General features: G+C 63.1%; 21 protein-coding genes. 18 read left to right on the top strand and 3 right to left on the bottom strand.

The window, feature by feature from the left end:
- Positions 1-44 precede the first annotated feature (44 nt).
- The 5 genes from livH (at position 45) to ACB028_RS18935 (ending at position 4,738) form a co-directional block, all read left to right on the top strand.
- Positions 45-971 (top strand): high-affinity branched-chain amino acid ABC transporter permease LivH, encoded by a 927-nt coding sequence (gene livH / locus ACB028_RS18955; protein ID WP_042073454.1) that lies wholly within the window; start codon positions 45-47, stop codon positions 969-971.
- On the top strand, positions 971-2,239 hold the full coding sequence (locus ACB028_RS18950; protein ID WP_042027083.1) for a high-affinity branched-chain amino acid ABC transporter permease LivM: 1,269 nt from the start codon (positions 971-973) through the stop codon (positions 2,237-2,239). The genes livH and ACB028_RS18950 overlap by 1 nt, the downstream gene beginning before the upstream one ends.
- Positions 2,240-2,336: 97 nt before the next feature.
- Positions 2,337-3,104 carry a high-affinity branched-chain amino acid ABC transporter ATP-binding protein LivG gene (livG, locus tag ACB028_RS18945; RefSeq protein WP_371144937.1) on the top strand — a complete coding sequence of 256 codons (768 nt, stop codon included), beginning with the start codon at positions 2,337-2,339 and terminating at the stop codon, positions 3,102-3,104.
- A 14-nt stretch (positions 3,105-3,118) separates the two neighbouring features.
- Positions 3,119-3,820 carry an ABC transporter ATP-binding protein gene (locus ACB028_RS18940; protein WP_026457081.1) on the top strand — a complete coding sequence of 234 codons (702 nt, stop codon included), beginning with the start codon at positions 3,119-3,121 and terminating at the stop codon, positions 3,818-3,820.
- 72 nt (positions 3,821-3,892) lie between these two features.
- Positions 3,893-4,738: a helix-turn-helix domain-containing protein gene (locus tag ACB028_RS18935; protein WP_371144936.1), complete on the top strand. Its 846-nt coding sequence runs from the start codon at positions 3,893-3,895 to the stop codon at positions 4,736-4,738.
- Here ACB028_RS18935 and ACB028_RS18930 read toward each other — a convergent pair.
- A complete protein-coding gene (locus ACB028_RS18930) occupies positions 4,717-5,310 on the bottom strand; it encodes a LysE family translocator (protein WP_224212247.1) in 594 nt (197 codons plus the stop codon). The genes ACB028_RS18935 and ACB028_RS18930 overlap by 22 nt on opposite strands.
- A 169-nt stretch (positions 5,311-5,479) precedes the next feature.
- On the opposite strand from ACB028_RS18930, the gene glpE reads away from it, so the two are divergent.
- The 11 genes from glpE (at position 5,480) to ACB028_RS18875 (ending at position 18,719) form a co-directional block, all read left to right on the top strand.
- Positions 5,480-5,803 (top strand): thiosulfate sulfurtransferase GlpE, encoded by a 324-nt coding sequence (gene glpE / locus ACB028_RS18925; RefSeq protein ID WP_042073460.1) that lies wholly within the window; start codon positions 5,480-5,482, stop codon positions 5,801-5,803.
- A complete protein-coding gene (gene glpG / locus ACB028_RS18920) occupies positions 5,800-6,630 on the top strand; it encodes a rhomboid family intramembrane serine protease GlpG (protein WP_371144935.1) in 831 nt (276 codons plus the stop codon). The genes glpE and glpG overlap by 4 nt, the downstream gene beginning before the upstream one ends.
- An 89-nt stretch (positions 6,631-6,719) precedes the next feature.
- Entirely contained in the window at positions 6,720-6,977 is a 258-nt protein-coding gene (locus ACB028_RS18915) for an accessory factor UbiK family protein (RefSeq protein ID WP_042027076.1), read from the top strand.
- A 250-nt stretch (positions 6,978-7,227) separates the two neighbouring features.
- Positions 7,228-9,195: an ATP-binding protein gene (locus ACB028_RS18910; RefSeq protein WP_216993374.1), complete on the top strand. Its 1,968-nt coding sequence runs from the start codon at positions 7,228-7,230 to the stop codon at positions 9,193-9,195.
- A 76-nt stretch (positions 9,196-9,271) separates the two neighbouring features.
- Entirely contained in the window at positions 9,272-10,621 is a 1,350-nt protein-coding gene (gene gorA / locus ACB028_RS18905; RefSeq protein ID WP_371144934.1) for a glutathione-disulfide reductase, read from the top strand.
- 6 nt (positions 10,622-10,627) lie between these two features.
- The gene (locus ACB028_RS18900; RefSeq protein ID WP_371144933.1) at positions 10,628-10,912 is read left to right on the top strand and encodes a hypothetical protein; all 285 of its coding nucleotides are present in this window, start codon (positions 10,628-10,630) and stop codon (positions 10,910-10,912) included.
- 10 nt (positions 10,913-10,922) lie between these two features.
- The gene (gene kdpA, locus ACB028_RS18895; protein WP_371144932.1) at positions 10,923-12,605 is read left to right on the top strand and encodes a potassium-transporting ATPase subunit KdpA; all 1,683 of its coding nucleotides are present in this window, start codon (positions 10,923-10,925) and stop codon (positions 12,603-12,605) included.
- Positions 12,606-12,660: 55 nt separating this feature from the next.
- On the top strand, positions 12,661-14,718 hold the full coding sequence (gene kdpB, locus ACB028_RS18890) for a potassium-transporting ATPase subunit KdpB (RefSeq protein WP_342011204.1): 2,058 nt from the start codon (positions 12,661-12,663) through the stop codon (positions 14,716-14,718).
- Between the two features lie 60 nt (positions 14,719-14,778).
- Complete coding sequence (locus tag ACB028_RS18885; protein ID WP_274438675.1) at positions 14,779-15,306, top strand: potassium-transporting ATPase subunit C; 528 nt, start codon at positions 14,779-14,781, stop codon at positions 15,304-15,306.
- A gap of 102 nt (positions 15,307-15,408) precedes the next feature.
- Positions 15,409-17,997 carry a DUF4118 domain-containing protein gene (locus ACB028_RS18880; protein ID WP_371144931.1) on the top strand — a complete coding sequence of 863 codons (2,589 nt, stop codon included), beginning with the start codon at positions 15,409-15,411 and terminating at the stop codon, positions 17,995-17,997.
- Positions 17,998-18,035: 38 nt separating this feature from the next.
- Positions 18,036-18,719: a response regulator gene (locus tag ACB028_RS18875; RefSeq protein WP_017766638.1), complete on the top strand. Its 684-nt coding sequence runs from the start codon at positions 18,036-18,038 to the stop codon at positions 18,717-18,719.
- Between the two features lie 96 nt (positions 18,720-18,815).
- On the opposite strand, the gene ACB028_RS18870 is transcribed toward ACB028_RS18875, so the two are convergent.
- A complete protein-coding gene (locus ACB028_RS18870) occupies positions 18,816-19,943 on the bottom strand; it encodes an MFS transporter (RefSeq protein ID WP_371144930.1) in 1,128 nt (375 codons plus the stop codon).
- A 92-nt stretch (positions 19,944-20,035) separates the two neighbouring features.
- Between ACB028_RS18870 and ACB028_RS18865 the strand changes: the two genes are divergently transcribed.
- Positions 20,036-20,860 carry a helix-turn-helix transcriptional regulator gene (locus tag ACB028_RS18865; protein ID WP_371144929.1) on the top strand — a complete coding sequence of 275 codons (825 nt, stop codon included), beginning with the start codon at positions 20,036-20,038 and terminating at the stop codon, positions 20,858-20,860.
- Here the strand turns inward: ACB028_RS18865 and ACB028_RS18860 are convergent.
- Positions 20,790-21,023: a hypothetical protein gene (locus ACB028_RS18860; RefSeq protein WP_080630621.1), complete on the bottom strand. Its 234-nt coding sequence runs from the start codon at positions 21,021-21,023 to the stop codon at positions 20,790-20,792. The genes ACB028_RS18865 and ACB028_RS18860 overlap by 71 nt on opposite strands.
- 282 nt (positions 21,024-21,305) lie before the next feature.
- On the opposite strand from ACB028_RS18860, the gene ACB028_RS18855 reads away from it, so the two are divergent.
- Positions 21,306-22,556, top strand: coding sequence for a valine--pyruvate transaminase (locus ACB028_RS18855; protein ID WP_026456289.1), 1,251 nt, complete (start codon positions 21,306-21,308; stop codon positions 22,554-22,556).
- Positions 22,557-22,596: the final 40 nt, after the last annotated feature.

Genomic DNA, 22,596 nt, shown 5'->3' with positions numbered 1-22,596 from the left:
GTTCACCCCCTCCTCTCTTTGCGGGCAAGTACAGGGAACGCAGTATGTCCGAACACTTTCTCTATCTGGTTCAGCAGCTGCTGAACGGATTGACCATAGGTAGCACCTATGCCCTGATCGCCATCGGTTACACCATGGTGTATGGCATCATCGGCATGATCAACTTCGCCCACGGCGAGGTCTACATGATCGGCTCCTATGTCGCTTTCATGGTGATGGCGGGGCTCATGATGATGGGCATCGACAGCACCTTCCTGCTGCTGGGGGGCGCCTTCCTGGTCAGCATCATCATCACCGGCACCTATGGCTGGAGCATAGAGCGGGTCGCCTATCGGCCGCTCCGGGGCGGCAACCGCCTGATCCCCCTTATCTCCGCCATCGGCATGTCGATCTTCCTGCAAAACATGATGCGGATGGCCCAGGGCTCGCGCGACATCGCCATGCCCAGCCTCATCTCCGGCGGCTGGTCGCTGGGTGAAGCCGACGGCTTCCAGGCCAGTCTCTCCTACATGCAGCTCATCATCTTCGTGGTGACCTTCATCACCATGCTGGCGCTGACCCAGTTCATCGGCCGCTCCCGCATGGGCCGCGCCTGCCGCGCCTGCTCGGAAGACATCAAGATGGCCAACCTGCTGGGGATCGACACCCACGTGGTCATCTCCATCACCTTCGTGCTGGGGGCCGCACTGGCTGCCGTCGCTGGTGTACTGCTCGGCATGTATTACGGCGTCATCAACCCCTACCTCGGCTTTATGGCTGGCTTGAAGGCCTTCACCGCCGCTGTGCTGGGTGGTATCGGCAGCATCCCGGGCGCCGTGCTCGGCGGCCTGCTGCTCGGCGTGGTGGAAGCACTCACCGCCGGTTATCTCAGCACCGAATACAAGGATGTGATGGCCTTCGCCCTGCTCATCTTTGTGCTGCTGTTTATGCCGACAGGTATTCTCGGCCGACCGGAAGTGGAGAAGGTATGATGAAACACCAATTTATCCATGCCTGTATCGCCAGCCTGGTGCTGCTGGTGCTCTCTTTCTGGCTGCTTGGCTTCAAGCTCGAGACCGACGGCTCTCGCCTGCTGGTGGTGAGTCGCCTCGATGTATCGCTGGCCTGGCTGCTGGGCGGTGCCACCCTGGTGTTCTGGTTCCAGATGCTGCGCGGCCAGATCGCCAGATTGTTCCAGGCTTCCATCAGCGGCTTCTCGGTCGGCTTCACCAAGCTGGTGCTGCCAAGCCCCGAAGAGGCGCCCAAGCTCTATAACCTGACCGCCGTGCTGGTGCTGCTGTTCGCGGTGAGCTGGCCCTTCATGGCCTCCCGCGGCGCCATCGATCTGGCCACTCTCACCCTGATTTACATCATGCTGGGGCTGGGCCTGAACGTGGTGGTGGGCCTCGCCGGCCTGCTGGATCTGGGCTACGTCGGCTTCTACGCGGTCGGCGCCTACAGTTACGCTCTGCTCAACAGCTACTTCGGGCTGAGCTTCTGGGAGTGCCTGCCCATTGCCGGCCTGATGGCGGCTACCTTCGGCTTCCTGCTCGGCTTCCCCGTGCTGCGGCTGCGGGGGGATTACCTGGCCATCGTCACCTTGGGATTCGGCGAGATCATCCGCATCCTGCTCAACAACATGACCAGCCTGACCGGCGGCCCGAACGGTATCTCCGGCATTCCCAAGCCGACGCTCGGTGGCCTGGAGTTCAACCGTACCGTCAAGGATGGCGGCTTCGAGACCTTCCACGAGTTCTTCGGCATCACCTACAACGCCAACCACAAGGTGATCTTTCTCTACCTGATGGCGCTGGTGCTGGTGGTAGCGACCCTGTTCGTCATCAACCGCCTGCTGCGCATGCCGCTGGGCCGTGCCTGGGAAGCACTGCGGGAAGACGAGATCGCCTGCAAGTCGCTCGGCCTCAACCCCACCATCATCAAGCTGACCGCCTTCACCATAGGCGCCTGCTTCGCGGGGTTTGCCGGCAGCTTCTTCGCCTCGCGCCAGGGCTTCATCAGCCCGGAATCCTTCGTCTTCATCGAGTCGGCCATTGTGCTCGCCATCGTGGTACTGGGCGGCATGGGCTCCCAGATCGGGGTGGTACTGGCCGCCATCGTGATGACGGTATTGCCGGAACTGGCCCGTGAATTCAACGAGTACCGCATGCTGATGTTCGGTCTGCTGATGGTGTTCATGATGATCTGGCGGCCCCAAGGACTGCTGCCGATGACCCGTCCCCACCTGGAGCTGCGCAAATGAGCAACATATTGTTGGAAGTCTCAACCCGGCCGATGGGCTCCCCGACCGGATCGGCACGCCTTCCGGCACTCTGCCAACTGACGGAGGAGCCGCGCCCATGAGCAACAAGTTAATGGAAGTCTCTGATCTGTCGATGCGTTTCGGCGGCCTGCTGGCGGTCAACGGGGTCAAGCTGGATGTGGAAAAGGGAGAGGTGATCTCCATCATAGGTCCCAACGGGGCCGGTAAGACCACCATCTTCAACTGCCTGACCGGCTTCTACCGCCCGAGCGGCGGCATCATCCGCTACAAGGGCGAGGAGATCCAGGGGCTGCCCGGCCACCTCATCGCCCGCAAGGGCATAGTGCGCACCTTTCAGCACGTGCGACTGTTCAAGGACATGACGGCGGTGGAAAACCTGCTGGTGGCCCAGCACAGGCACCTCAATACCGGCTTTCTGGCCGGGCTGTTCAAGACCCCGGCCTTTCGCCGCGCCGAACGGGAGGGGCTGGAGCAGTCTGCCTTCTGGCTGGAGAAGGTGGGGCTCAAGGATCTCGCCAACCGCGCCGCCGGCAACCTGGCTTATGGCCAGCAGCGCCGGCTCGAGATTGCCCGCTGCATGGCGACCCGGCCCGAGCTGCTGATGCTGGACGAGCCGGCCGCCGGCCTCAACCCCCACGAGACCGACGAGCTGAACGAGCTCATCTCCAACCTGCGGGACGAGTTCGGGGTCTCGGTGCTGCTGATCGAACACGACATGAAGCTGGTGATGGAGATCTCCAACCGCATCTTCGTGGTCAACCAGGGTACCCCGCTGGCCCACGGCAAGCCGGATGAAATCCGCAGCAATCCGGCGGTGATCAAGGCCTATCTGGGCGAATCGTAAACACAGGAGTCACGATGTTAGAACTTCGCAACGTATCGACCCACTACGGCAAAATTCAGGCGCTGCACGACGTCAGCGTCGAGGTGAAAGAGGGGGAAATCGTCACCCTGATCGGCGCCAACGGCGCCGGCAAGACTACTCTGCTGATGACCCTGTGCGGCGAGCCCAAACCCAGCAGCGGCTCCATCTGGTTCGAGGGGGAGCAGATAGACTCGCTCTCCACCGCCCGCATCATGCGCAAGGACATCGCCGTGGTGCCGGAGGGGCGCCGCATCTTCGCCCGCCTGACGGTGGAGGAGAACTTGTTGATGGGGGCCTTCTTCGTCGACAAGTCCGAGCAACACGCCCTGCTGGATCAGGTGTTTACCCTGTTCCCGCGACTGCACGAGCGGCTGGAACAGCGAGCGGGCACCATGTCCGGCGGCGAACAGCAGATGCTGGCCATCGGCCGTGCCCTGATGAGTAAGCCGCGTTTGCTGCTGCTGGACGAGCCCTCCCTCGGGCTGGCTCCCATCGTCATCCAGCAGATCTTCGACACCATAGAGCAGCTGCGCCAGAAGGGGATGACCATCTTTCTGGTGGAGCAGAACGCGAACCAGGCGCTCAAGCTGGCCGACCGCGGCTATGTGCTGGAGAATGGCCACGTGGTGCTGCAGGACACAGGGGCTGCCCTGCTGGCCAACCCGGCGGTGCGCCAGGCCTATCTGGGTGGCTAGCCAGTTGCAGCGGCCAGCGCCGAACCAACCCGTCACGCGATCGCGTGGCGAACGTGTCCGAACGGCTGGCCGATGAGCAGGCAAAAGGCGGCGCAGGATCACCACCAGTTCTGGGGGCACCCTGCGCTGCCCTTTATCGAGGCGCGAGCGGTGCAGGATGGCCGTCTCGTCTGTTATGACAAGCACAGCCACCCTCACTTCTCCATTGGCGCCATCACCGGTGGCCACAGTCACTATCTCAACCAACGCAACAGACAGGAGGTCAGCACCGGCAGCCTGGTGCTGATGAACCCCGAAGAGGTGCATGCCTGCAACCCGGTCGCGGATCAGCCCTGGTCCTATCTGATGTTCTATCTCGATACGGAATGGCTGCGCAGCCAGCAGGAGGAGGCGGGATTGGGCAGCGAATTTCGCCCCTTCGACATGACTGCCAACCGGGATCCCCTCCTGTATCAAGGGTTGCAGCGCCTTTACCGCCAGCTGATTCAAGAGGATGACTCCCTGGTCCGGGAGGTGGCCTGCCACCAGTTCAGTCGCCAGCTGCTGGCCAGGCTGACGCCGGCGACCTGGGATGATCGCCCCCCGCAACACCTGCAGCGGGCAGCCGAGCTGATGCAAGACGACAGCGCCAGCATGCTGACCCTGCAGCAGCTGAGCACAGTGGCCGGCCTCACCCCGTCCCACTTCGTGCGCAGCTTCAGCCGCCACTACGGCATGACGCCCCACGCCTATCTGCTCGATCAACGCATCCGCCACGCCCGTACCCTGCTGCGCCAGGGACAGCCGCTGGCGGAGGTGGCACTGGCGAGCGGCTTTGCCGATCAGGCCCATTTCCAGCGTCAGTTCAAACGGCGGGTCGCCACCACCCCGGGCCAGTACAGGTCACAGCTTGCCCGTCAGGGCGAATGCATCAGATAAGCTGCGCTCAACAGCAACAACAGGGCCATGGCCCGGTTGAACCAGCGCAGCCGGACCGGGGAGAGCAACAGCCCCTGCAGATAGCTGCCGACATAGGCCCAGCAAGCGATGGAGCAAAGGCAGATAACCAGATAGATACCGGTGAACAGCATCATCTGCCCGCTCCCGCCCACGGCACCATAGACCCCCATCCCCATGCTGGCCGCCAGCCAGGCTTTGGGATTGAGCCACTGCATCAGGGCGCCGTACCAAAAGGCGGGAGGTACTCCGCCCCCCTCCTCCAGCTCCCCCTTGTCCGCCACCAGCTGCCAGGCCATGTAGCAGAGAAACAGGATGCCACCCCAGCGAATGGCGCCACTCACCACCGGCCATTGCGACAGGGCGGCGCCGAGCCCCAGCCCCATCAGCAGGAGCAGCAGGATGAAACCCAGGCTCGCCCCCACCACGTGGCGCAGGCTGGCAAGAAAGCCGTAACGGGCTCCGCTGCCGAGGGCAACCAGATTGACCGGCCCGGGCGAGATGGACATGGCCAGGGCAAACCCGGCCATCGACAGCAACAGACTCATTTCCATGGCATACCTTCCAACAAAAGAGTGAGCCTCCAGCCTAGCCATCCGCTCCGGCCCGATATTGAAGGAAATTGCGATCGCTGGCGGCAATAACCCGACACTTTGCGGGCTTAGCGGCGGCGCCGGCTTGCGGTACACTGGCCGGTAATCCACCTATTCGCAGGACATGTCAATGGACCAGTTTGCCCATATCAGTGCCCATGATGCCCACCAGAAGCTCGCCGCCGGTGACGCCCGCCTGGTCGATATTCGCGACCCGCAATCCTTCGCGGCGGCCCACGCGGTCGGCGCCTTCCACCTCACCAACGGCACCCTGGTGCGTTTCATGAATGAGGTGGACTTCGATACCCCGGTGATCGTGATGTGCTATCACGGCAACAGCAGCCAGGGGGCGGCCCAGTACCTGCTGCAACAGGGTTACGACGAGGTCTACAGCCTGGATGGTGGCTTCGAGGCCTGGCGCAGGGAGTTCCCCGTCGAGGCGGGCGAGGCATGATCCAGCTGCTGGTGCTCGACAACGCCCGCATGGCCCAGGCGCTAGTGGACTATCTCGCCACCCTGGGCATCTCGTGCGAGCTGACCCAGTCCGAGCTTGGTGTCTCGGTCTGGCTGGCGGACGAGCAGCGCCTCGCCCAGGCCCAGCAGGAGGTGAAGCGTTTCCTGGCCGAGCCGACCCACCCCCGTTACATGGAGGCCTCCTGGCAATCCGGCCGGGCTGATGCGCGCATCGACTACAGCAAGGGGATGACGGATCCGATCACCGATTTCCTCCATCAGGCCGGCCCGCTGACTCTGATGGTCATCATCGCCTGCCTGGCCATCTACGGACTCGACGCCATCGGCCTGCCGATCTTCGATCAGCTGGCGTTCCACCCGACCCTGGCCCAGTTCACCGACTGGCAGGCGTGGCGCTACTTTACCCCGGCCCTTATCCACTTCTCGGTGCTGCACCTGGTGTTCAACCTGCTCTGGTGGTGGTATCTGGGAGGCCAGATTGAGCAGCGACTCGGCAGCGGCAAGCTCTTGATCCTGCTGCTGGTCGGTGCCGCACTGCCCAATATCGCTGAGTTCTTCGTCAGCGGCCCGCGCTTTGGCGGCCTCTCCGGCGTGGTCTATGCCCTGCTCGGCTACAGCTGGATGCGCAGCAAGCTGCAACCGGCCTGCAGCCTCGCCCTGCCGCCGGCACTGATGGGCTTCATGCTGCTCTGGCTGGCCCTCAGCTTCTTCGACCTGCTCGGCAACACAGCCAACACAGCTCATCTGGTCGGCCTGCTGGTGGGTCTACTGCAAGGCTGGCTGGATCGTCATCACAAACCCGCCTGAGTAGATTTGCCATAAACAAACGCCGTCCCGATCTCGGCAAAGCGAGGCAATTGTCGGTAGAATGTCCGCCAACGATTGAGGAGAACGTCATGATCGACCCGAAGAAACTGGAAGAGATCGCCAAACAGGTACACAACGCCCTGCCCCCCGGCATCCGCAGCATGGGTGAAGAGGCAGACAAGAAAATTCGTCAGGTACTGCAAGCCCAGCTGAACAAGCTGGATCTGGTCAGCCGTGAAGAGTTTGACGTGCAGACCAAAGTGCTGCTGCGCACCCGGGAAAAATTGGCCGCTCTCGAAGCCAAGCTGGCACAGCTGGAACAACAGCTCGGCCCCAAAGGCGAATAATCGAAACCCCGGCCCAGGCCGGGGTTTTTGCTGGACGGACAAAGCGGACTCCCGATTTCCTGCAAAAGAGCCCTCTTTCATCCTTGTGTCACAAAAGCGACCCCATGCTGCAGCATGGCGGCAGCAGATGAGTTAGCCTCCGTGAAAGTTGGACGCAGCACGGGAGTGGTCGTACGCCACGCCGGAATGACGACACAAGTACATGAAGCAGTTAAACTAAACAACACCGCATCCAGACCGCAAGGACGCCATGTCAGGACTCTTCTTAAAGACCGCCAAGGCCGTTGGCCGCAACGGGCTCTCATACCGCCTGCTCTCTTATATTCTGGTGTGCAGTACCGTATTGGCCATGATCATCACGGCGCTTCAGCTCGCCTGGGATTATCGCAAGGATGTCGCCGTCATCGAGGACAGCATCGGCCAGATTGAAGCCTCCTTCCTGCAGCCCATCGCCGCCAGCCTGTGGAACCTGGACGAAGAACAGGTCAAGGTACAGATCGAAGGGATCATGAACCTGCCCAACATGCAGTTCGTGATGGTCAAGGAGATGCTCGGCAACACCGAAGTACCCTTGCTGACCCAGGGGGTGGAGCGCCCGAGCTACGACATCTCCCGCGAGTTCAACCTCACCTACCAGGATGAGGTGGTCGGCAAGCTGTTCGTCGCCGCCTCCCTCGAGCAGATCTACCAGCGCCTCATCGAAAAATCCGTGCTGATCCTGGTCAGCCAGACCATCAAAACCCTGGTGGTCTCATTCTGCATCCTGACCATCATCTACTACATGGTGGTCAGACACCTCAATCGCATCGTTCACTACGCCCAGAGATTCACTCTGGATAGCCTCGACATGGAGCTGGAGCTGGAAGGCCGCCCCCTGCCCCGCAAGAATCCTGACGAGCTGGACACCCTGGTCGCCTCCCTCAACCAGATGCGAACCCGCCTAAACGACGAGTTTGCCGCACGCCATCAGGCGGCGGAACAGCTGCAACAGGAGCGGGATTTCTCCGCCACCCTGATCAACTCGGCCAACATGGTTATCTGCTGCATGGAGCCGGATCTCTCCATCGCCAGCATCAACCCGGCAGCCATCATGCTGACCGGTTACCACCAGCAGGAGATTCTGCACCACAACTGGCTGGATCTGTTCGTCAGCAAGGAGCAGCAGGAGGAGCTGGCACTGACCCTCGCCAGCCAGGGCTATATCGAGGATAAAGAGGTCATGATGCAGGATCAGCAGGGCCACCAGCTGGTGCTGCAGTGGACCTTCGCCCCCTTCTACGAGGGATTGAACCTCAAGTATCTGATCGGATTCGGTTATGACATCACCCGCCTCAAGAAGATCGAGCGGGAAATCAGCCAGCTCAACGAACAGCTGGAAGGCAAGGTGGTGGAACGCACCCGCAGCCTGAGCGATGCCAACGACCAGCTTGGCAAGGCCTACGACGACCTGAAGCAGGCCCAGCAGACCCTGGTTGAGTCTGAGAAAATGGCTTCTCTCGGTTCGCTGGTAGCCGGGGTGGCTCACGAGATCAACACCCCCATCGGTATCAGCGTCACCGCGTCCTCCTACCTGCAGGAGCGGGTAGCCGACTTCAAGCAGCACATCGAGGCCAAACAGCTCTCCCGCTCCTACCTCAACGAGTTCACCGTCAACCTCGATGAGTCCATGCAGCTGTTGCAGGGCAATCTGCGCCGCGCCTCCGAGCTGATCGCCAGCTTCAAGCAGGTGGCCGTCGATCAATCATCCGAGGCTCGCTACAACTTCAACCTCGCCGACAACCTGCACCAGGTAGTGGTCTCCCTCGGCCACAAACTGAAGAAGGCCCAGTGCGAGGTGGACATCCAGTGCGATCCCAAGCTGTCGATCTTCTCCTTCCCCGGCAGCTTCACCCAGATCTACTCCAACCTGATCCTCAACTCCATCAACCATGGTTTCGAGAATTGGGACAAGCCGAAGAAGATCACCATCAAGGTGGAGCAGCAGGGTGAAGAGCTGATGATCGACTACAGCGACAACGGCCGCGGTATCCCGCCCGACATTCTGCCCCGCATCTTCGATCCCTTTGTCACCTCCAAACGGGGTCATGGCGGCAGTGGTCTTGGCACCCACATCATCTACAACCTGGTGGTACAGTTGCTGCGTGGCCGCATCCACTGCGCCAGCGAACCTGACAGCGGCGCCCAGTTCCATATTCGCCTGCCAATCCAGCATAACTGAGTGCCAGCTCTTGTGAGCTGGCCACTTTGTCCCCATCATGCTGTGATTGCATTCCAAATGAGCGGAGAATCTCGCAATGGCACAGCATTTTGACTATATCGCCATCGGCGGTGGCAGTGGTGGCATCGCCTCGGCCAACCGGGCTGCCATGTACGGCAAGAAAGTCGCCCTGATTGAAGCCAAAGAACTGGGTGGTACCTGCGTCAACGTCGGTTGCGTACCGAAAAAAGCCATGTGGTATGCCGGCCAGATCGCCGATGCCCTGAAATATGGCGCCGACTACGGTTTCGATACCACACTCAACCACTTCAGCTGGGCCAAGCTGGTCGAGTCCCGCCAGGCCTATATCGGCCGCATTCATCAGTCCTACCAGAACGTGCTGGGCAAGAACCAGATCACCGTCATCAAGGGCTTCGCCCGCTTCGTCAGCAGCAACACCATCGAGGTGAACGGCGAGCAGTACAGCGCCGATCACATACTGATCGCCACCGGTGGCCGCCCCGAAGTGCCGGCCATTCCGGGTGCCGAACTGGGCATCGACTCCGACGGCTTCTTCGAGTTGCAAGAACAACCCAAGCGGGTTGCCGTGGTGGGTGCCGGTTATATCGCGGTGGAGATCGCCGGCGTGATGCAGGCGCTCGGCTCCGAGACCCACCTGGTGGTGCGCAAGCACGCACCGCTGCGCAACTTCGACCCCATGATCCACGAGACTCTGGTGGAGATCATGGCGCAGGAAGGACCCAAGCTGCACACCCACGCCATTCCGAAAGCCGTGGTCAAGAACGCCGACGAGAGCCTGACCCTGCAGCTGGAAGATGGCCGCCACCTCACGGTGGACTGCCTGATCTGGGCCATCGGCCGTGTCCCGGCCACCGACAACCTGAATCTGGCCGCAGCGGGTATCGAGCTGGACGAGAAAGGCTTTATCCCGACCGACAAGTTCCAGAACACCGCCGTCGCCAATGTCTATGCCGTCGGTGACAACACCGGCCGCATCCAGCTCACCCCGGTGGCCGTCGCGGCGGGCCGTCGTCTCTCCGAGCGGCTGTTCAACAACAAGCCGGGCGAGCACCTCAGCTACGATCTGGTTCCGACCGTGGTGTTCAGCCACCCGCCCATCGGCACCATTGGGCTGACCGAGCCAGAAGCCATCGCCGAATACGGCGAGAGCCAGGTCAAGGTCTACCGCAGCCAGTTCACCGCCATGTACTCGGCGCTGACCCAGCATCGCCAACCCACCCGGATGAAGCTGGTCTGTGTCGGCCCGGAAGAGAAGGTGGTCGGCCTGCACGGCATTGGCTTTGCGATGGACGAAATCCTGCAGGGATTCGGCGTCGCCATGAAGATGGGTGCCACCAAGGCGGACTTCGACAACTGTGTCGCCATTCATCCCACCAGCGCGGAAGAGTTTGTCACCATGCGATAAGCATGTTTGAAGCTGGCCTGTCACTATCAGGTCAGTCTCAGCGACTTGCTACCAAACCCGACTCAGGCCGGGTTTTTCGATCTTTCCCCTCCCCCAAATAGCGCCCACACCTGCTTTTTTACGCCGATTTTACGCCTGCCAAATCCGGCTTTATGGCGCCTTTACGCCGGTTATTCCTACCATTTGGTCGTCAATTACACCAATGGAGTCGATATGAATTGGCTATATCTGCTGCTGGTCCTCGCCCTCACGGGCTATCTGCTGCGCGCCCTCGCGCGCACCCATGAGTGAGGAACCGGATATGTGGCAAGAGATCATCTATCCCGTCGCGTTCGTACTGCTGGTGCTGCTGCCGGCGCCTCTGCTTGGCAACTACCTGTATCGGGTGTTTGAGGGCAAGAGTCGCTGGCTGGCTCCCGTCGAGCGCGCCACCCTGGCCTGCTGCGGCACGGACGGGCGCGAACAGGACTGGAAGTCCTACGCCCTCAGCCTGCTGGCCTTCAACGGTGCCGGCTTCGGCCTGCTGTTCCTGATCCTGCTGGCGCAGGGGCTGCTACCCCTCAACCCGCAACAGCTGCCCGGGTTGAACTGGCAACTCGCCTTCAACACAGCGGTCAGCTTCATGACCAACACCAACTGGCAGGCCTACTCCGGCGAGGCCAGCCTCTCCTACTTCAGCCAGATGGTGGGGCTCACCACCCAGAACTTCGTCTCGGCCGCCACCGGCGCCGCCGTCGCCATCGCCCTGTTCCGCGGCATCGCCCGCCAGCAGACCACCCACCTTGGCAACTTCTGGCAGGATCTGGTGCGCTTCTGCCTCTACGTGCTGCTGCCGATGGCGCTGATCCTGGCGCTGCTGCTGGTCTGGCAGGGGGTGCCCCAGAGCCTGTCGGCCTACCTGCCGTTCCACGCGCTGGAAGGCCAGGAGCAGCTGTTGCCGCTCGGCCCGGCTGCCTCCCAGATCGCCATCAAGCAGCTCGGTTCCAACGGCGGCGGCTTCTTCGGCGTCAACTCGGCCCATCCGTTCGAGAACCCGACCGCCCTCTCCAACTGGCTGGAGATGGTCGCCCTGCTGACGCTGGCCGCCGCCATGGTCTGCACCCTGGGTCGCTACGTGAAGGACCTGGCCCACAGCCGCGCCATCCTCGTCGCCATGACCCTGATGATGGTGATCGGGCTCTTCGTCTCCATCACCCAGGAGCTGAAACCGGACCCAGCCCTCGCCCAGCTCACCACTGACGCCGGCAACTGGGAAGGCAAGGAGAGCCGCTTCGGCCCCCTGCTCTCCAGCATCTGGGAAGTGGCGACCACCAGCGCCTCCAACGGTGCGGTCAACGCCATGCACGACAGCTTCACACCTCTCGGCGGTATGGTCGGCATGATCAACATGCTGCTCGGCGAGGTCATCTTCGGCGGGGTCGGCTCCGGCATCTACGGCATGATGCTGTTCGTGCTGCTGACCGTGTTCCTGTGCGGCCTGATGGTGGGGCGTACCCCGACCTATCTGGGCAAACGGCTCGGCATCACCGAGATGAAATGGGTGGTCGCCAGCATGCTGGTGATGCCGGTCGGGGTATTGGTGATCGGCGGCATTACCCTGCTGATGCCGGACTCCGCCACCGTCATCGGTCACGACGGCCCCCACGGCCTGTCCCGACTGATCTATGCCTACGCCTCGGCCGCCGGCAACAACGGCTCCGCCTTCGCCGGCCTGGCCGCCGCCGACAACTGGCAGTGCATCGCCATCGGGCTGGCCATGCTGCTCGGCCGCTTCGGCTACATCATTCCGGTGCTGGCCATCGCCGGCCAGCTGGCCAGGGCCCCGCGCCAGGAGCGAAGCGAGGGGGACTTCCCCGTCAGCGGCCCACTCTTCATCACCCTGCTGATCGTCACCGTGCTGCTGATGGGGGGTCTCTCCTTCCTGCCGATGCTGGCGCTGGGTCCGGTGGCGGAACACCTGAGCCTGCTGGGGGGTGCCTTCTGATGCTGCACACCCCACTGATCGCCGTGGTCAACTATTCGATGCTGGGAGCTTTCCAATGAGCAAGTCCGCTTCAATGAGCACCGACACCCTCAAGGTGAAGGGCAAGAAACAGAAATCACAGATCATGCAGGCCATGGTGGAAGCCCTCTATCGCTTCAACCCCAGGGCGCTGCTCGGCAGCCCCATCCTATTCACCCTCTGGCTGGCGGCCGTGATGGCCAGCGTGGAGTCCCTGCTGGGGCAGCCGGTCTCCGGCGTCGCCCCTTCGCTGGCCTGGCAGCTGACCGCCTGGCTCTGGCTCACCCTCTGGTTTGCCAACTTCGCCGAGACCCTGGCCGAGGGACGCGGCAAGGCACGGGCCGACAGTCTGAAGGCGGGCATGAGCCAGCTCAGGGCGCGCCGGGTAACCCATCCGCAGGATGACAAGGGGGAGTGGGTGCCGGCCACCAGCCTGCGCAAGGGCGATCTGGTGCTGGTGCGCAGCGGCGAGATGATCCCCGCCGACGGCGAAGTGGTCGCCGGCATCGCCTCGGTCAACGAGGCCGCCATCACAGGTGAATCCGCCCCCGTCATCCGCGAGTCGGGCACCGACCGCAGCGGCGTGACCGGCAACACCACCGTCGTCTCCGACGAGATCTGGGTGCGCATCAGCAACAATCCGGGCGAAAGCACCCTGGATCGCATGATTGCGCTGGTGGAAGGGGCCAAGCGCCAGAAGACCCCCAACGAGATGGCGCTGGACGCCCTGCTGGTGGGACTGACCCTGATCTTCCTGCTGGTGGTGGCCACCCTGCCCTGGTTCCTCGACTACAACGGCACCCAGGTGCCCCGGCTCTACCTGCTGGCGCTGTTCATCACCCTGATCCCGACCACCATCGGCGGTCTGCTCTCCGCCATCGGCATCGCCGGCATGGACCGGCTGGTGAAGCTCAACGTCATCGCCAAGTCCGGCCGGGCGGTGGAAGCCGCCGGCGACGTGCGCACCCTGCTGCTGGACAAGACCGGCACCATCACCTTCGGCAACCGGATGGCGGATGAACTGATCCCGGCCCCCGGTATCGATCCGGCCCTGCTGGCCCAGGCCGCCATGCTGGCCTCGCTGGGTGACAACACGCCGGAGGGCAAATCCATCCTGACCCTGGCGGGCAAGAGCCACACCAGACCGAGCCAGCTGGAGAGCGACATCCTGATCCCCTTCAGCGCCGAGACCCGGCTGAGCGGGCTGGATCGCAACGGTCATCGCTATCGCAAGGGGGCGGTGGATGCGGTGCTGCGCTACCTCTCCCTCGATCGCAAGGGGGTGCCCGAGCCCATCCTCAAATCGGTGGACAGCATAGCTCGCCAGGGCGGCACCCCGCTGCTGGTCTGCACCCACGAGAAGCTGCTGGGGGTGGTGTTCCTCAAAGACATCATCAAGCCGGGCATCAAGGCCCGCTTCCAGATCCTGCGACACATGGGGATCCGCACCGTGATGATCACCGGTGACAACCTGCTGACCGCCGCCGCCATCGCCGCCGAGGCCGGGGTGGACGACTTCATCGCCGAGGCGACACCGGAGAAGAAGCTGGCCTACATCCGCCAGGAGCAGGCCGACGGCCGGCTGGTGGCCATGTGCGGAGACGGCGCCAACGACGCACCGGCGCTGGCCCAGGCCGACGTGGGGCTGGCCATGAACGAGGGCACCCAGGCCGCCAAGGAGGCGGGCAACCTGGTGGATCTCGACTCCAACCCCACCAAGCTGCTGGACGTGGTGCTGGTGGGCAAGCAGCTGCTGGTGACCCGTGGCGCCCTGACCACCTTCTCCATCGCCAACGACGTGGCCAAGTACTTCGCTATCCTGCCGGCCCTGTTCATCGCCGCCTATCCGCAGCTGGGGGCGCTGAACCTGATGCAGCTGGGCAGCCCCGAGAGCGCCATCCTGTCGGCCATCATCTTCAACGCCCTGATCATCGTCGCGCTGGTGCCGCTGGCCCTGCGCGGGGTCAGCCTGCAGGGCACGGCAGCCAGCCTGCTGCGCCGCAACCTGTTGCTCTACGGTGTCGGTGGTCTGATCGTGCCCTTTATCGGAATCAAGTTGATCGACCTGGTCATCACCGGCCTGGGGCTGGTGTAACAGCATCACCGGATGCGGGGCAGACCCGCATCCACTCAACGCATTTGGAGCAAGAAAATCATGATAGCAATCAGAACCCTGCTGACCCTGACCCTGCTGCTGGGGGTGGCTTATCCGCTGGCCGTCACCGGGCTGGCCCAGCTTGTTTTCCCCTGGCAGGCCAACGGTAGCCAGCTCACCAACGACAAGCAGCAGGTGGTCGGCAGCGCCCTGCTGGCCCAGAAGTTCGAGCGGGCCGACTACTTCCACTCCCGCCCCTCCGCCAGCGACTTCGCCACCATAGGTGGTGGCGCCAGCAACCTGGGGATGAGCTCGCCGCTGCGGGCCGAGTTTGCCGCAGCGGTGGCCAGGGCGCAGCCGGAAGCCAGGGTCCCCGCCCTGCTGACCCGCTCCGCCTCCGGCCTCGATCCCCATCTGCCGCTCGATGCGGTGCTGGCTCAGGTGGAGCGGGTTGCCGGGCAACGGGGGCTGGATCCCGTTCGGCTGACGGAGCAGGTCAAGTCGGCGGCACAAGCTGGTATCCTTGGCCCGCAGGTGGTCAACATTCTCCAGTTGAACCTGCAACTCGATCATCAAAAGGGCGCCTGAGGGCGCTCCTTGCCGTTCGGGAAGGCTCTCGTTCGACAACGGGGACAAGCATGAGCAATGAGGTCACGGCCGCGGTTCGGCCGATGCAACGGGAGCGCGGGGATGCGTGATGAAGTGAGGGCGGACGCCCTGCTGGCGAGCCTGGAACAGGAGCACAGGGGCAAGCTGAAGGTGTTTCTCGGCGCGGCCCCCGGTGTGGGCAAAACCTACGCCATGCTGCAGGCGGTGCGGGAACAGGCCAGGGAGGGGGTCGACATCCTGATCGGGGTGGTGGAGACCCACGGTCGTCAGGAAACGCTCGCTCTACTCGACAAGCTCGCCATCCAGCCGCGCAAGCTGCACCTGCACCGCCAGCAGCGGCTGGAGGAGATGGATCTGGACGGCCTGCTGACCCGCAAACCCGCCATCGCCGTGGTGGACGAGCTGGCCCACAGCAACGCCCCCGGCAGCCGCCACGAGAAGCGCTGGCAGGATGTGGAGGAGCTGCTCGGCGCCGGCATCGACGTCTACACCACCCTCAACGTGCAGCACCTGGAGAGCCTCAACGATCTGGTGTGGCAGCTGACCGGGGTCAGGGTCAAGGAGACCCTGCCCGACCAGGTACTGCTGGAGGCCGACAGCCTGGTGCTGATCGACCTGCCCCCCAAGGAGCTGCTCGGCCGCCTCAAGGAGGGGAAGGTCTATGTGCCCCACCAGGCCAAGGCCGCCCTGCAGTCCTTCTTCTCCCTCAACAACCTGACCGCCCTGCGGGAGCTGGCGATGCAGACCGCCGCCAGCCACGTGGAGGGGGATCTGCAACTGCAGTGGCAGGCCGCCGGCAAGACCACCTTGCCGCTGAGAGGCAAGCTGATGGTCTGCCTCGGCGACGAGCACGGCGCCGCCCTGGTGCGCTACGGCCACCGCTTCGCCCAGCGCCGTCAGCTGCCCTGGCTGGTGGTGCACGTCGACAGCAAGGGGCAGCGTTCCGCCGAGCAGGAGCAGGCGCTGGCACTCGCCTCCCAGCTGGGTGCCAAGGTGCTGACCCTCTCCAGCCCGGCGGTGGCCGACGCCCTGCTGGAGACGGCCGAACAGCAGCAGGTGTCGCAACTGCTGCTGGGCAAGCCCCACAAGGCGCCGTGGCGCCGCTCCCTGGTGCAGCATCTGCTCAGGCAGGCACAGGGGCTCGAGATCACCCTGGTGGACACAGAGAAGCGCAAACCCCGCCTGAACTGGCAACCGCTTCACCCCAAGGACATTCGCCAGAGCCTGCTGGCGGTGGTCATCATGGGGACCACCTCTGCCGCCGTCTGGGGCCTCTCCCACTGGCTGCCGCCCGCCTCCCTGCCCATGCTGTTCGTGCTGGGGGTGCTGGCCACCGCGCTCACCACCAGCCTGGTGCCCGCCATCCTGGCTGCCGTGCTGGGCTTCGTCGGCCACAATCTGCTGTTCACCGTCCCCTACTTCTCCCTCAGCGTGGCCAGCCACAGCGACCTGCTCACCCTGTTCGTGCTGCTGATCGTCGGCATCACGGCCGGACGGCTCGCCTCCCGTCAGCGCCAGCAGCTGGTCGGCCTGCGCGAGACCCAGCAGCTGGGCAACGCCCTGCTCTCCCTGAGCCAGGGGCTGGCCACCGCCAGCAGCCCGGTCGAGGTGCTCAGGCAAGGGAGCCAGGCCATCTCGCTGGCGCTGGGCCAGCCGGTGTTTGCCCTCGATCGGCACTACCAGTACTGGGCCGGCTCGACCGAGCACAAGCCGGGGCAGACCGACAAGGCGGCCATCGACTGGTGTCTGGCCCAGAAGCAGAGCGCTGGCGCCCACACCGCCACCCTCAACGCGGCCGAGGCCCAGTACCATCACCTCAGCGATGACCTGGTGCTGGGCATATTGCTGGCCAATCCGCTCGCCTCCTCGGCCGAGCATCAGCTGCAGGCGCTGCTCACCGATATCCGCGCCGCCCTGGCACGGATCGACCTCAACGAGCGGCTGGCCGACAGCCAGCTGCAGGCAGAGACCGACCGGATGCGCGCCGCCCTGCTCTCTTCTGTCTCCCACGATTTGAAGACGCCGCTCGCCACCATCATGGGGGCCGGCAGCACCCTGCTGGAATATGGTGACCGGATCAGCAGCGAAGACCGCAGCGAGCTGTTGCACTCGGTACAGGAGGAGGCGCGCCGCCTGCACAGCTATGTGCAGAACCTGCTGGACATGACCCGCATCGGCTCACCCGACTTCCAGCTGAAACGGGATTGGGTCGATCTTGCGGATCTGGTGGAGAATGCCCGCCGCCGGCTCGACTCTTCCTGGCGCCAGCACAAGCTGCTGGTGCACTTCGATCAGCAGATCCCCCGGCTCTATGTGCACGGTGCCCTGATCGAGCAGGTGCTGGTCAACATCCTCGACAACGCCTCCCGCTACTCGCCGGCCGGCACCCCCATCGAGTTCAAGGTGATGCTGGCGGACCCCGACCTCATCATCGACATCATAGATATCGGGGTCGGTATCGCCGAGTCGGACCGAGACAAGATCTTCAACCTCTTCTACACCCAGCCGGTTGGTGATTGCGGCAGCCGTGGTACCGGGCTTGGCCTCGCCATTTCCCGCGCTATGATAGAGGTCCATGGGGGCCGCATCTGGGCCTTTTCCGGCCCCAACGGCAACGGTACCTGCATGCGCATCTCCCTGCCGCTGGCCCTCAATGCTCCGGCGGCCTGATGGTCGCCGCCCTTTTTCATCAGCGAGCTGGAGGTTGAATGGCTCACATACTGGTCATCGACGACGAGGCGGCCATCCGCCGTTTTTTGCGGATCAGCCTGATCGCCGAAGGCCATCAGGTCAGCGAGGCGGTCGGCGTCAACGAGGGGCTGGCGCAGTATCGCCACCTCAACCCCGACCTGGTGATCCTGGATCTGGGCCTGCCGGATGGGGATGGCCTTCAGGTGTTGCAGGCCATTCGCGAACACCATCAGCATCCGGTACTGGTGCTGTCGGCGCGGGACTCGGAGCAGGAGAAGGTGCGCCTGCTGGATGCCGGAGCCAATGACTACATGAGCAAGCCGTTCGGCGTCGGTGAAATGATGGCCCGTATCCGGGTGCTGCTGCGCCAGCGGGCCGGGGTCAGTAGTGGCGAGCAGCGCCACTTCCCCCAGTGCGGGCTGACCCTGGACAGCAGCAGCCACAGGGTCACCCTGGGGGAGGAAGAGGTGGCCCTTTCCCGCAAGGAGTTCGCCCTGCTGCAGGCGCTGGTGTGCCACCCCGGCAAGCTGGTGCTGCAGACCCAGCTGCTCAACGACATCTGGGGGCCGAGCCACAAGGAGGACACCCACTACCTGCGCATCGTCATCGCCAGCCTGCGCAAGAAGCTGGGGGATAACCCTCAAGACCCCGCCCTTATCGAGACCGAATCCGGCATCGGCTACCGTTTTATCGGCAGCTGATATTGCAGCAAGAAGCTGGGCGGCAGCATTCCCAGCAACCCACCCTCATCGAGACCAAGCCCGACATCGGCTACCGCTTTATCGGCAGCTGATGTTTCACGTGGAACGACGCCAGCAACAACACAGGGCCAACAGACCGCAGCCACCGAGCAGCAGACCGAGATCCTGCAAGCTGGCAGCAACCGCCAACCCCAGGCTGAGCAACAGGTAGTAACCGAGCCCGAACAGGGCGCCAGAACTGCCCGCCACCTCCCGATAGGCCAGCAACGCCTGGCTCAGCACATTGGGGATCGCCAGCCCGAACGCCACTACCACTCCCGTCATGGGCAGCAGAAACCAGAGTGAAGCCTGGCTGGCCCACACCAGCCAACCCGAGCCCAGCGCCAACACGGCGGCGAGCCGGATCAGGGAGGCAGGCAGCCAGCCAAGCCCCAGCAGACGCTTGTTGACCAGACTCCCCCCCAGGGTCGCCAGTGCCAGCACGATACCGGAGTAACCAAACTCGCCCGCGCTCAACCCCAGCCCGGCAAACAGAAACGGCGCCAGGCTGTAGTAGCCAAACAGCATGGTGTTGAACAGCGCCACCAGAGCGGCGCTGCGCCACAAGCCGGTATCACGCACCATCCGGCATGCCAGCGGCCAGAGTGCCACTCGCTGGGTGGTGATCGGCCGGGTTTCCGGCAACTGCCGGCAGGCCATCAACAACAAGCCGATTGCCAATGCCAGCAGGGCGCCAAATACCCCGAGATAACCAAAACCATCGGCCAGCAGGCCGCCGCTCACCAGCCCCAGCACTGGGCTGAGGGAGAGCGCTATGCCCATCACCGAAAAGACCCGCGCCAGATCGCTGCCCTGATAGCTGTCGCGCAGCATGGTCTGGGTCACCACTGAGCCCACGGCAGCGCCGAAAGCCGCAATGACCCGGGCCAGCAGCAGGGTTTCAAACTGGGTGGCCAGCAACGCCAGCAGGGTGCCGGCGCCATAGGTCAGCAAGCCCGCCAACATGGCTGGGCGCCGCCCGATGAGATCGCACAACCGACCCCAGCAAACCACGCCCGCCGCAAACGCCAGAAAATAGACCGATAGGGTCTGGGATGCCTGCCCCTCGCTCACCCGAAACTCAGTGGCGATATGGGTCAGTACCGGGCTGTAGATGGTCTCCACTATCTGTGGAAACATCATCAGTCCAACCACCAGCCAGAGCGGTGGCAACTTGTTGTTCATGACAAACCTCCTTCACTAGAGGCCGTCATTCTAGAGTGACGCAGACTGTCCGATTACAATAAGCAGGACTATAAACATCAAGAATAGGACACATGGCCTTTATTCTTCCCGATCACCCTTTTGATCCGGATCAGCACGACGGCAGTGCCATCGGGATCGCCGCCGCCCTCGGCTGGCACGACTCTGGCCGCCACCAGCACAGGCGCCATCAGCTGCTGTTCGCCCAGGCCGGCTGCATGACCATAGAGCTGGACGATCAGGTCTGCCTGCTGCCGCCGACGCGGGCCGCCTGGTTGCCGGCGGGTCTGCCCCATCGGGTGCTGATGCGCGGGGTGGTGGCCTATCGCTCCCTCTATTTCAAACCCGAACCCGGCTTGCCGGCCGAGATGGCGGTGCTGGCGGTCAACCCGCTGCTGCGGGAGATCATCGAACGGATGGCGCTCTGGCCGTGGGACAAGCCGGAGGCAGAGCAGACCTGCACACTGGCATTATTGAAAGAGGAGCTGGCGCAAGCGCCGCGGGAATCCTGGCAGTTGCCGCTGCCGTCAGACGTACGTCTGGTGGGCTGGCTGCAGGAGGTGAAACAGGGCGATGCCCTGCCCGATCGGCTCAACCGGCTGGCCGAACGGGTGGGTGCCAGTGACAAGACCATAGGCCGCATCTTCATGCGGGAGACCGGCATGAGCTACCAGGCCTGGCGTCAGCAGTGGCGACTGCTGCGGGCGCTGGAGCTGCTGGCAGAAGCCGAGCCCATCAGCCGGGTGGCGGCTGCGCTGGAGTTCGCCAGCGACAGCGCCTTCATCGCCTTCTTCAGGCAACACACGGGGCAGACCCCCTTGCGCTATCTCAACTCTCGGGGTGAGTCGCATCGGCCGAGCTCGCCTCCACCACCAGGGTATCCAGCGCCAGCGGCTTGAGGTTGTGGATCGCCTCCTCCACTACGGCATGGGAGGCCTGCTGCTGCTGGGCCAATATTTCCTGCTCCAGCTTGACGCTGTCCAGTTCGGGTCTGGGGTATTCGTCGGCCATGACGTTCAGGCTCAGGCTGCTGGCAATCAAGGTTGCGATCAGGATTTTCATCTGGTGTGCTCCGGTGTGGTTGAGATGACCAGATAACTATTCCAATTGTTGTGCCACATCTATAACGACATGATTTTACACAAATTAATTGTTTTTAGATGAGAGGTGGTGCCAGTTGGAAAACAACTTGTAGTCAGGATTGAACCAACAAGTGGTCATTTTCACCACACTAGATTTTGCCTGCTGTTCCACGTGGAACGTCCCATTTTTTTGATCGACACCCGCTTTTAAACTGAGCTATGGTGCTAGCTTCCCCGTAACTGACTCTGGATCTGTCACCGAATGGAATTTTCCTTGTTCGGCGAGAAGTTCACTCGCCATGCCGGTATTACCCAACTCATGGATGACCTTAATCAGGGGCTGACCAATCCGGACGCCATCATGCTGGGTGGCGGCAATCCGGCCCCCATCCCCGCCATGCTGGAACGCTTTCAGGCCGAGGCCAAGAGCCTGCTCGACAACGGTGAGCTGGTGAAGGCGATGGCCAACTACGACGGCCCCCAGGGCAAGGACAGGTTCACCAAGGCGCTGGCGGCCCTGCTCAGCAAGGAGCTGGGCTGGGAGATTTCCGCCCGCAACATCGCCCTGACCAACGGCAGCCAGAACGCCTTCTTCTATTTGTTCAACCTGCTGGCGGGCGAATTTGCCGATGGCCGCAAGAAGAAGGTGCTGTTCCCGCTCGCCCCCGAGTACATCGGTTATGCCGATTCGGCACTGGCAGACGACTACTTCGTGGCCTACAAGCCCACCATCGAGAAATTGCCAGACGGCCAGTTCAAATATCACGTGGACTTCGAGAGCCTGCAGGTGGGTGACGACATCGGGGTGATCTGCGTCTCCCGCCCCACCAACCCGACCGGCAACGTGCTGACCGACGAAGAGATCGAGCACCTCGATCAGATCGCCCGCGACAAGGGTATTCCGCTGCTGATCGACAACGCCTACGGCGTCCCCTTCCCTGGCATCATCTTCAGCGAGGCCAAGCCGTTCTGGAACGCCAACACCATCCTCTGCATGAGCCTCTCCAAGCTGGGGTTGCCGGGCACCCGCTGCGGCATCGTCATCGCCGACGAGAAGATCATTCAGGCCATCACCAACCTGAGCGGCATCATCAATCTGGCACCGGGCAGTCTGGGCCCCGCCATCACCATTCCGATGATCGAGAGCGGCGAGATCATCGCCCTCAGCGAGCAGGTGGTGAAACCCTTCTATCGGCAGAAGGCGGAGCTGGCGGTGCAGCTGCTGCGCGAGGCCATCCCCGATCCGCGCTTCCACATCCACAAGCCGGAAGGCGCCCTCTTCCTCTGGCTCTGGTTCGAAGACCTGCCGATCCACTGCCAGGAACTGTATGAGCGATTGAAGACGAAGAACCTGCTGATCGTGCCGGGCCACTACTTCTTCCCCGGCATCGACGATCCCGAGTGGCGTCACAGCCGGGAGTGCATCCGCCTCAACTACTCCCAGAGCGAGGAGCTGGTGCGCCGCGGCATCGCCATCCTGGCCGACGAGATCAACACCCTCTACGCCGGCTAAGCCAGTTCGGCGATACAAAAACAGAGGGGCCTGCAAATGC

The sequence above is a fragment of the Aeromonas sp. S9(2024) genome (assembly GCF_041403185.1).
GTDB lineage: Bacteria > Pseudomonadota > Gammaproteobacteria > Enterobacterales > Aeromonadaceae > Aeromonas > Aeromonas enteropelogenes.
This window is presented reverse-complemented; position numbering and strand designations above follow the sequence as displayed.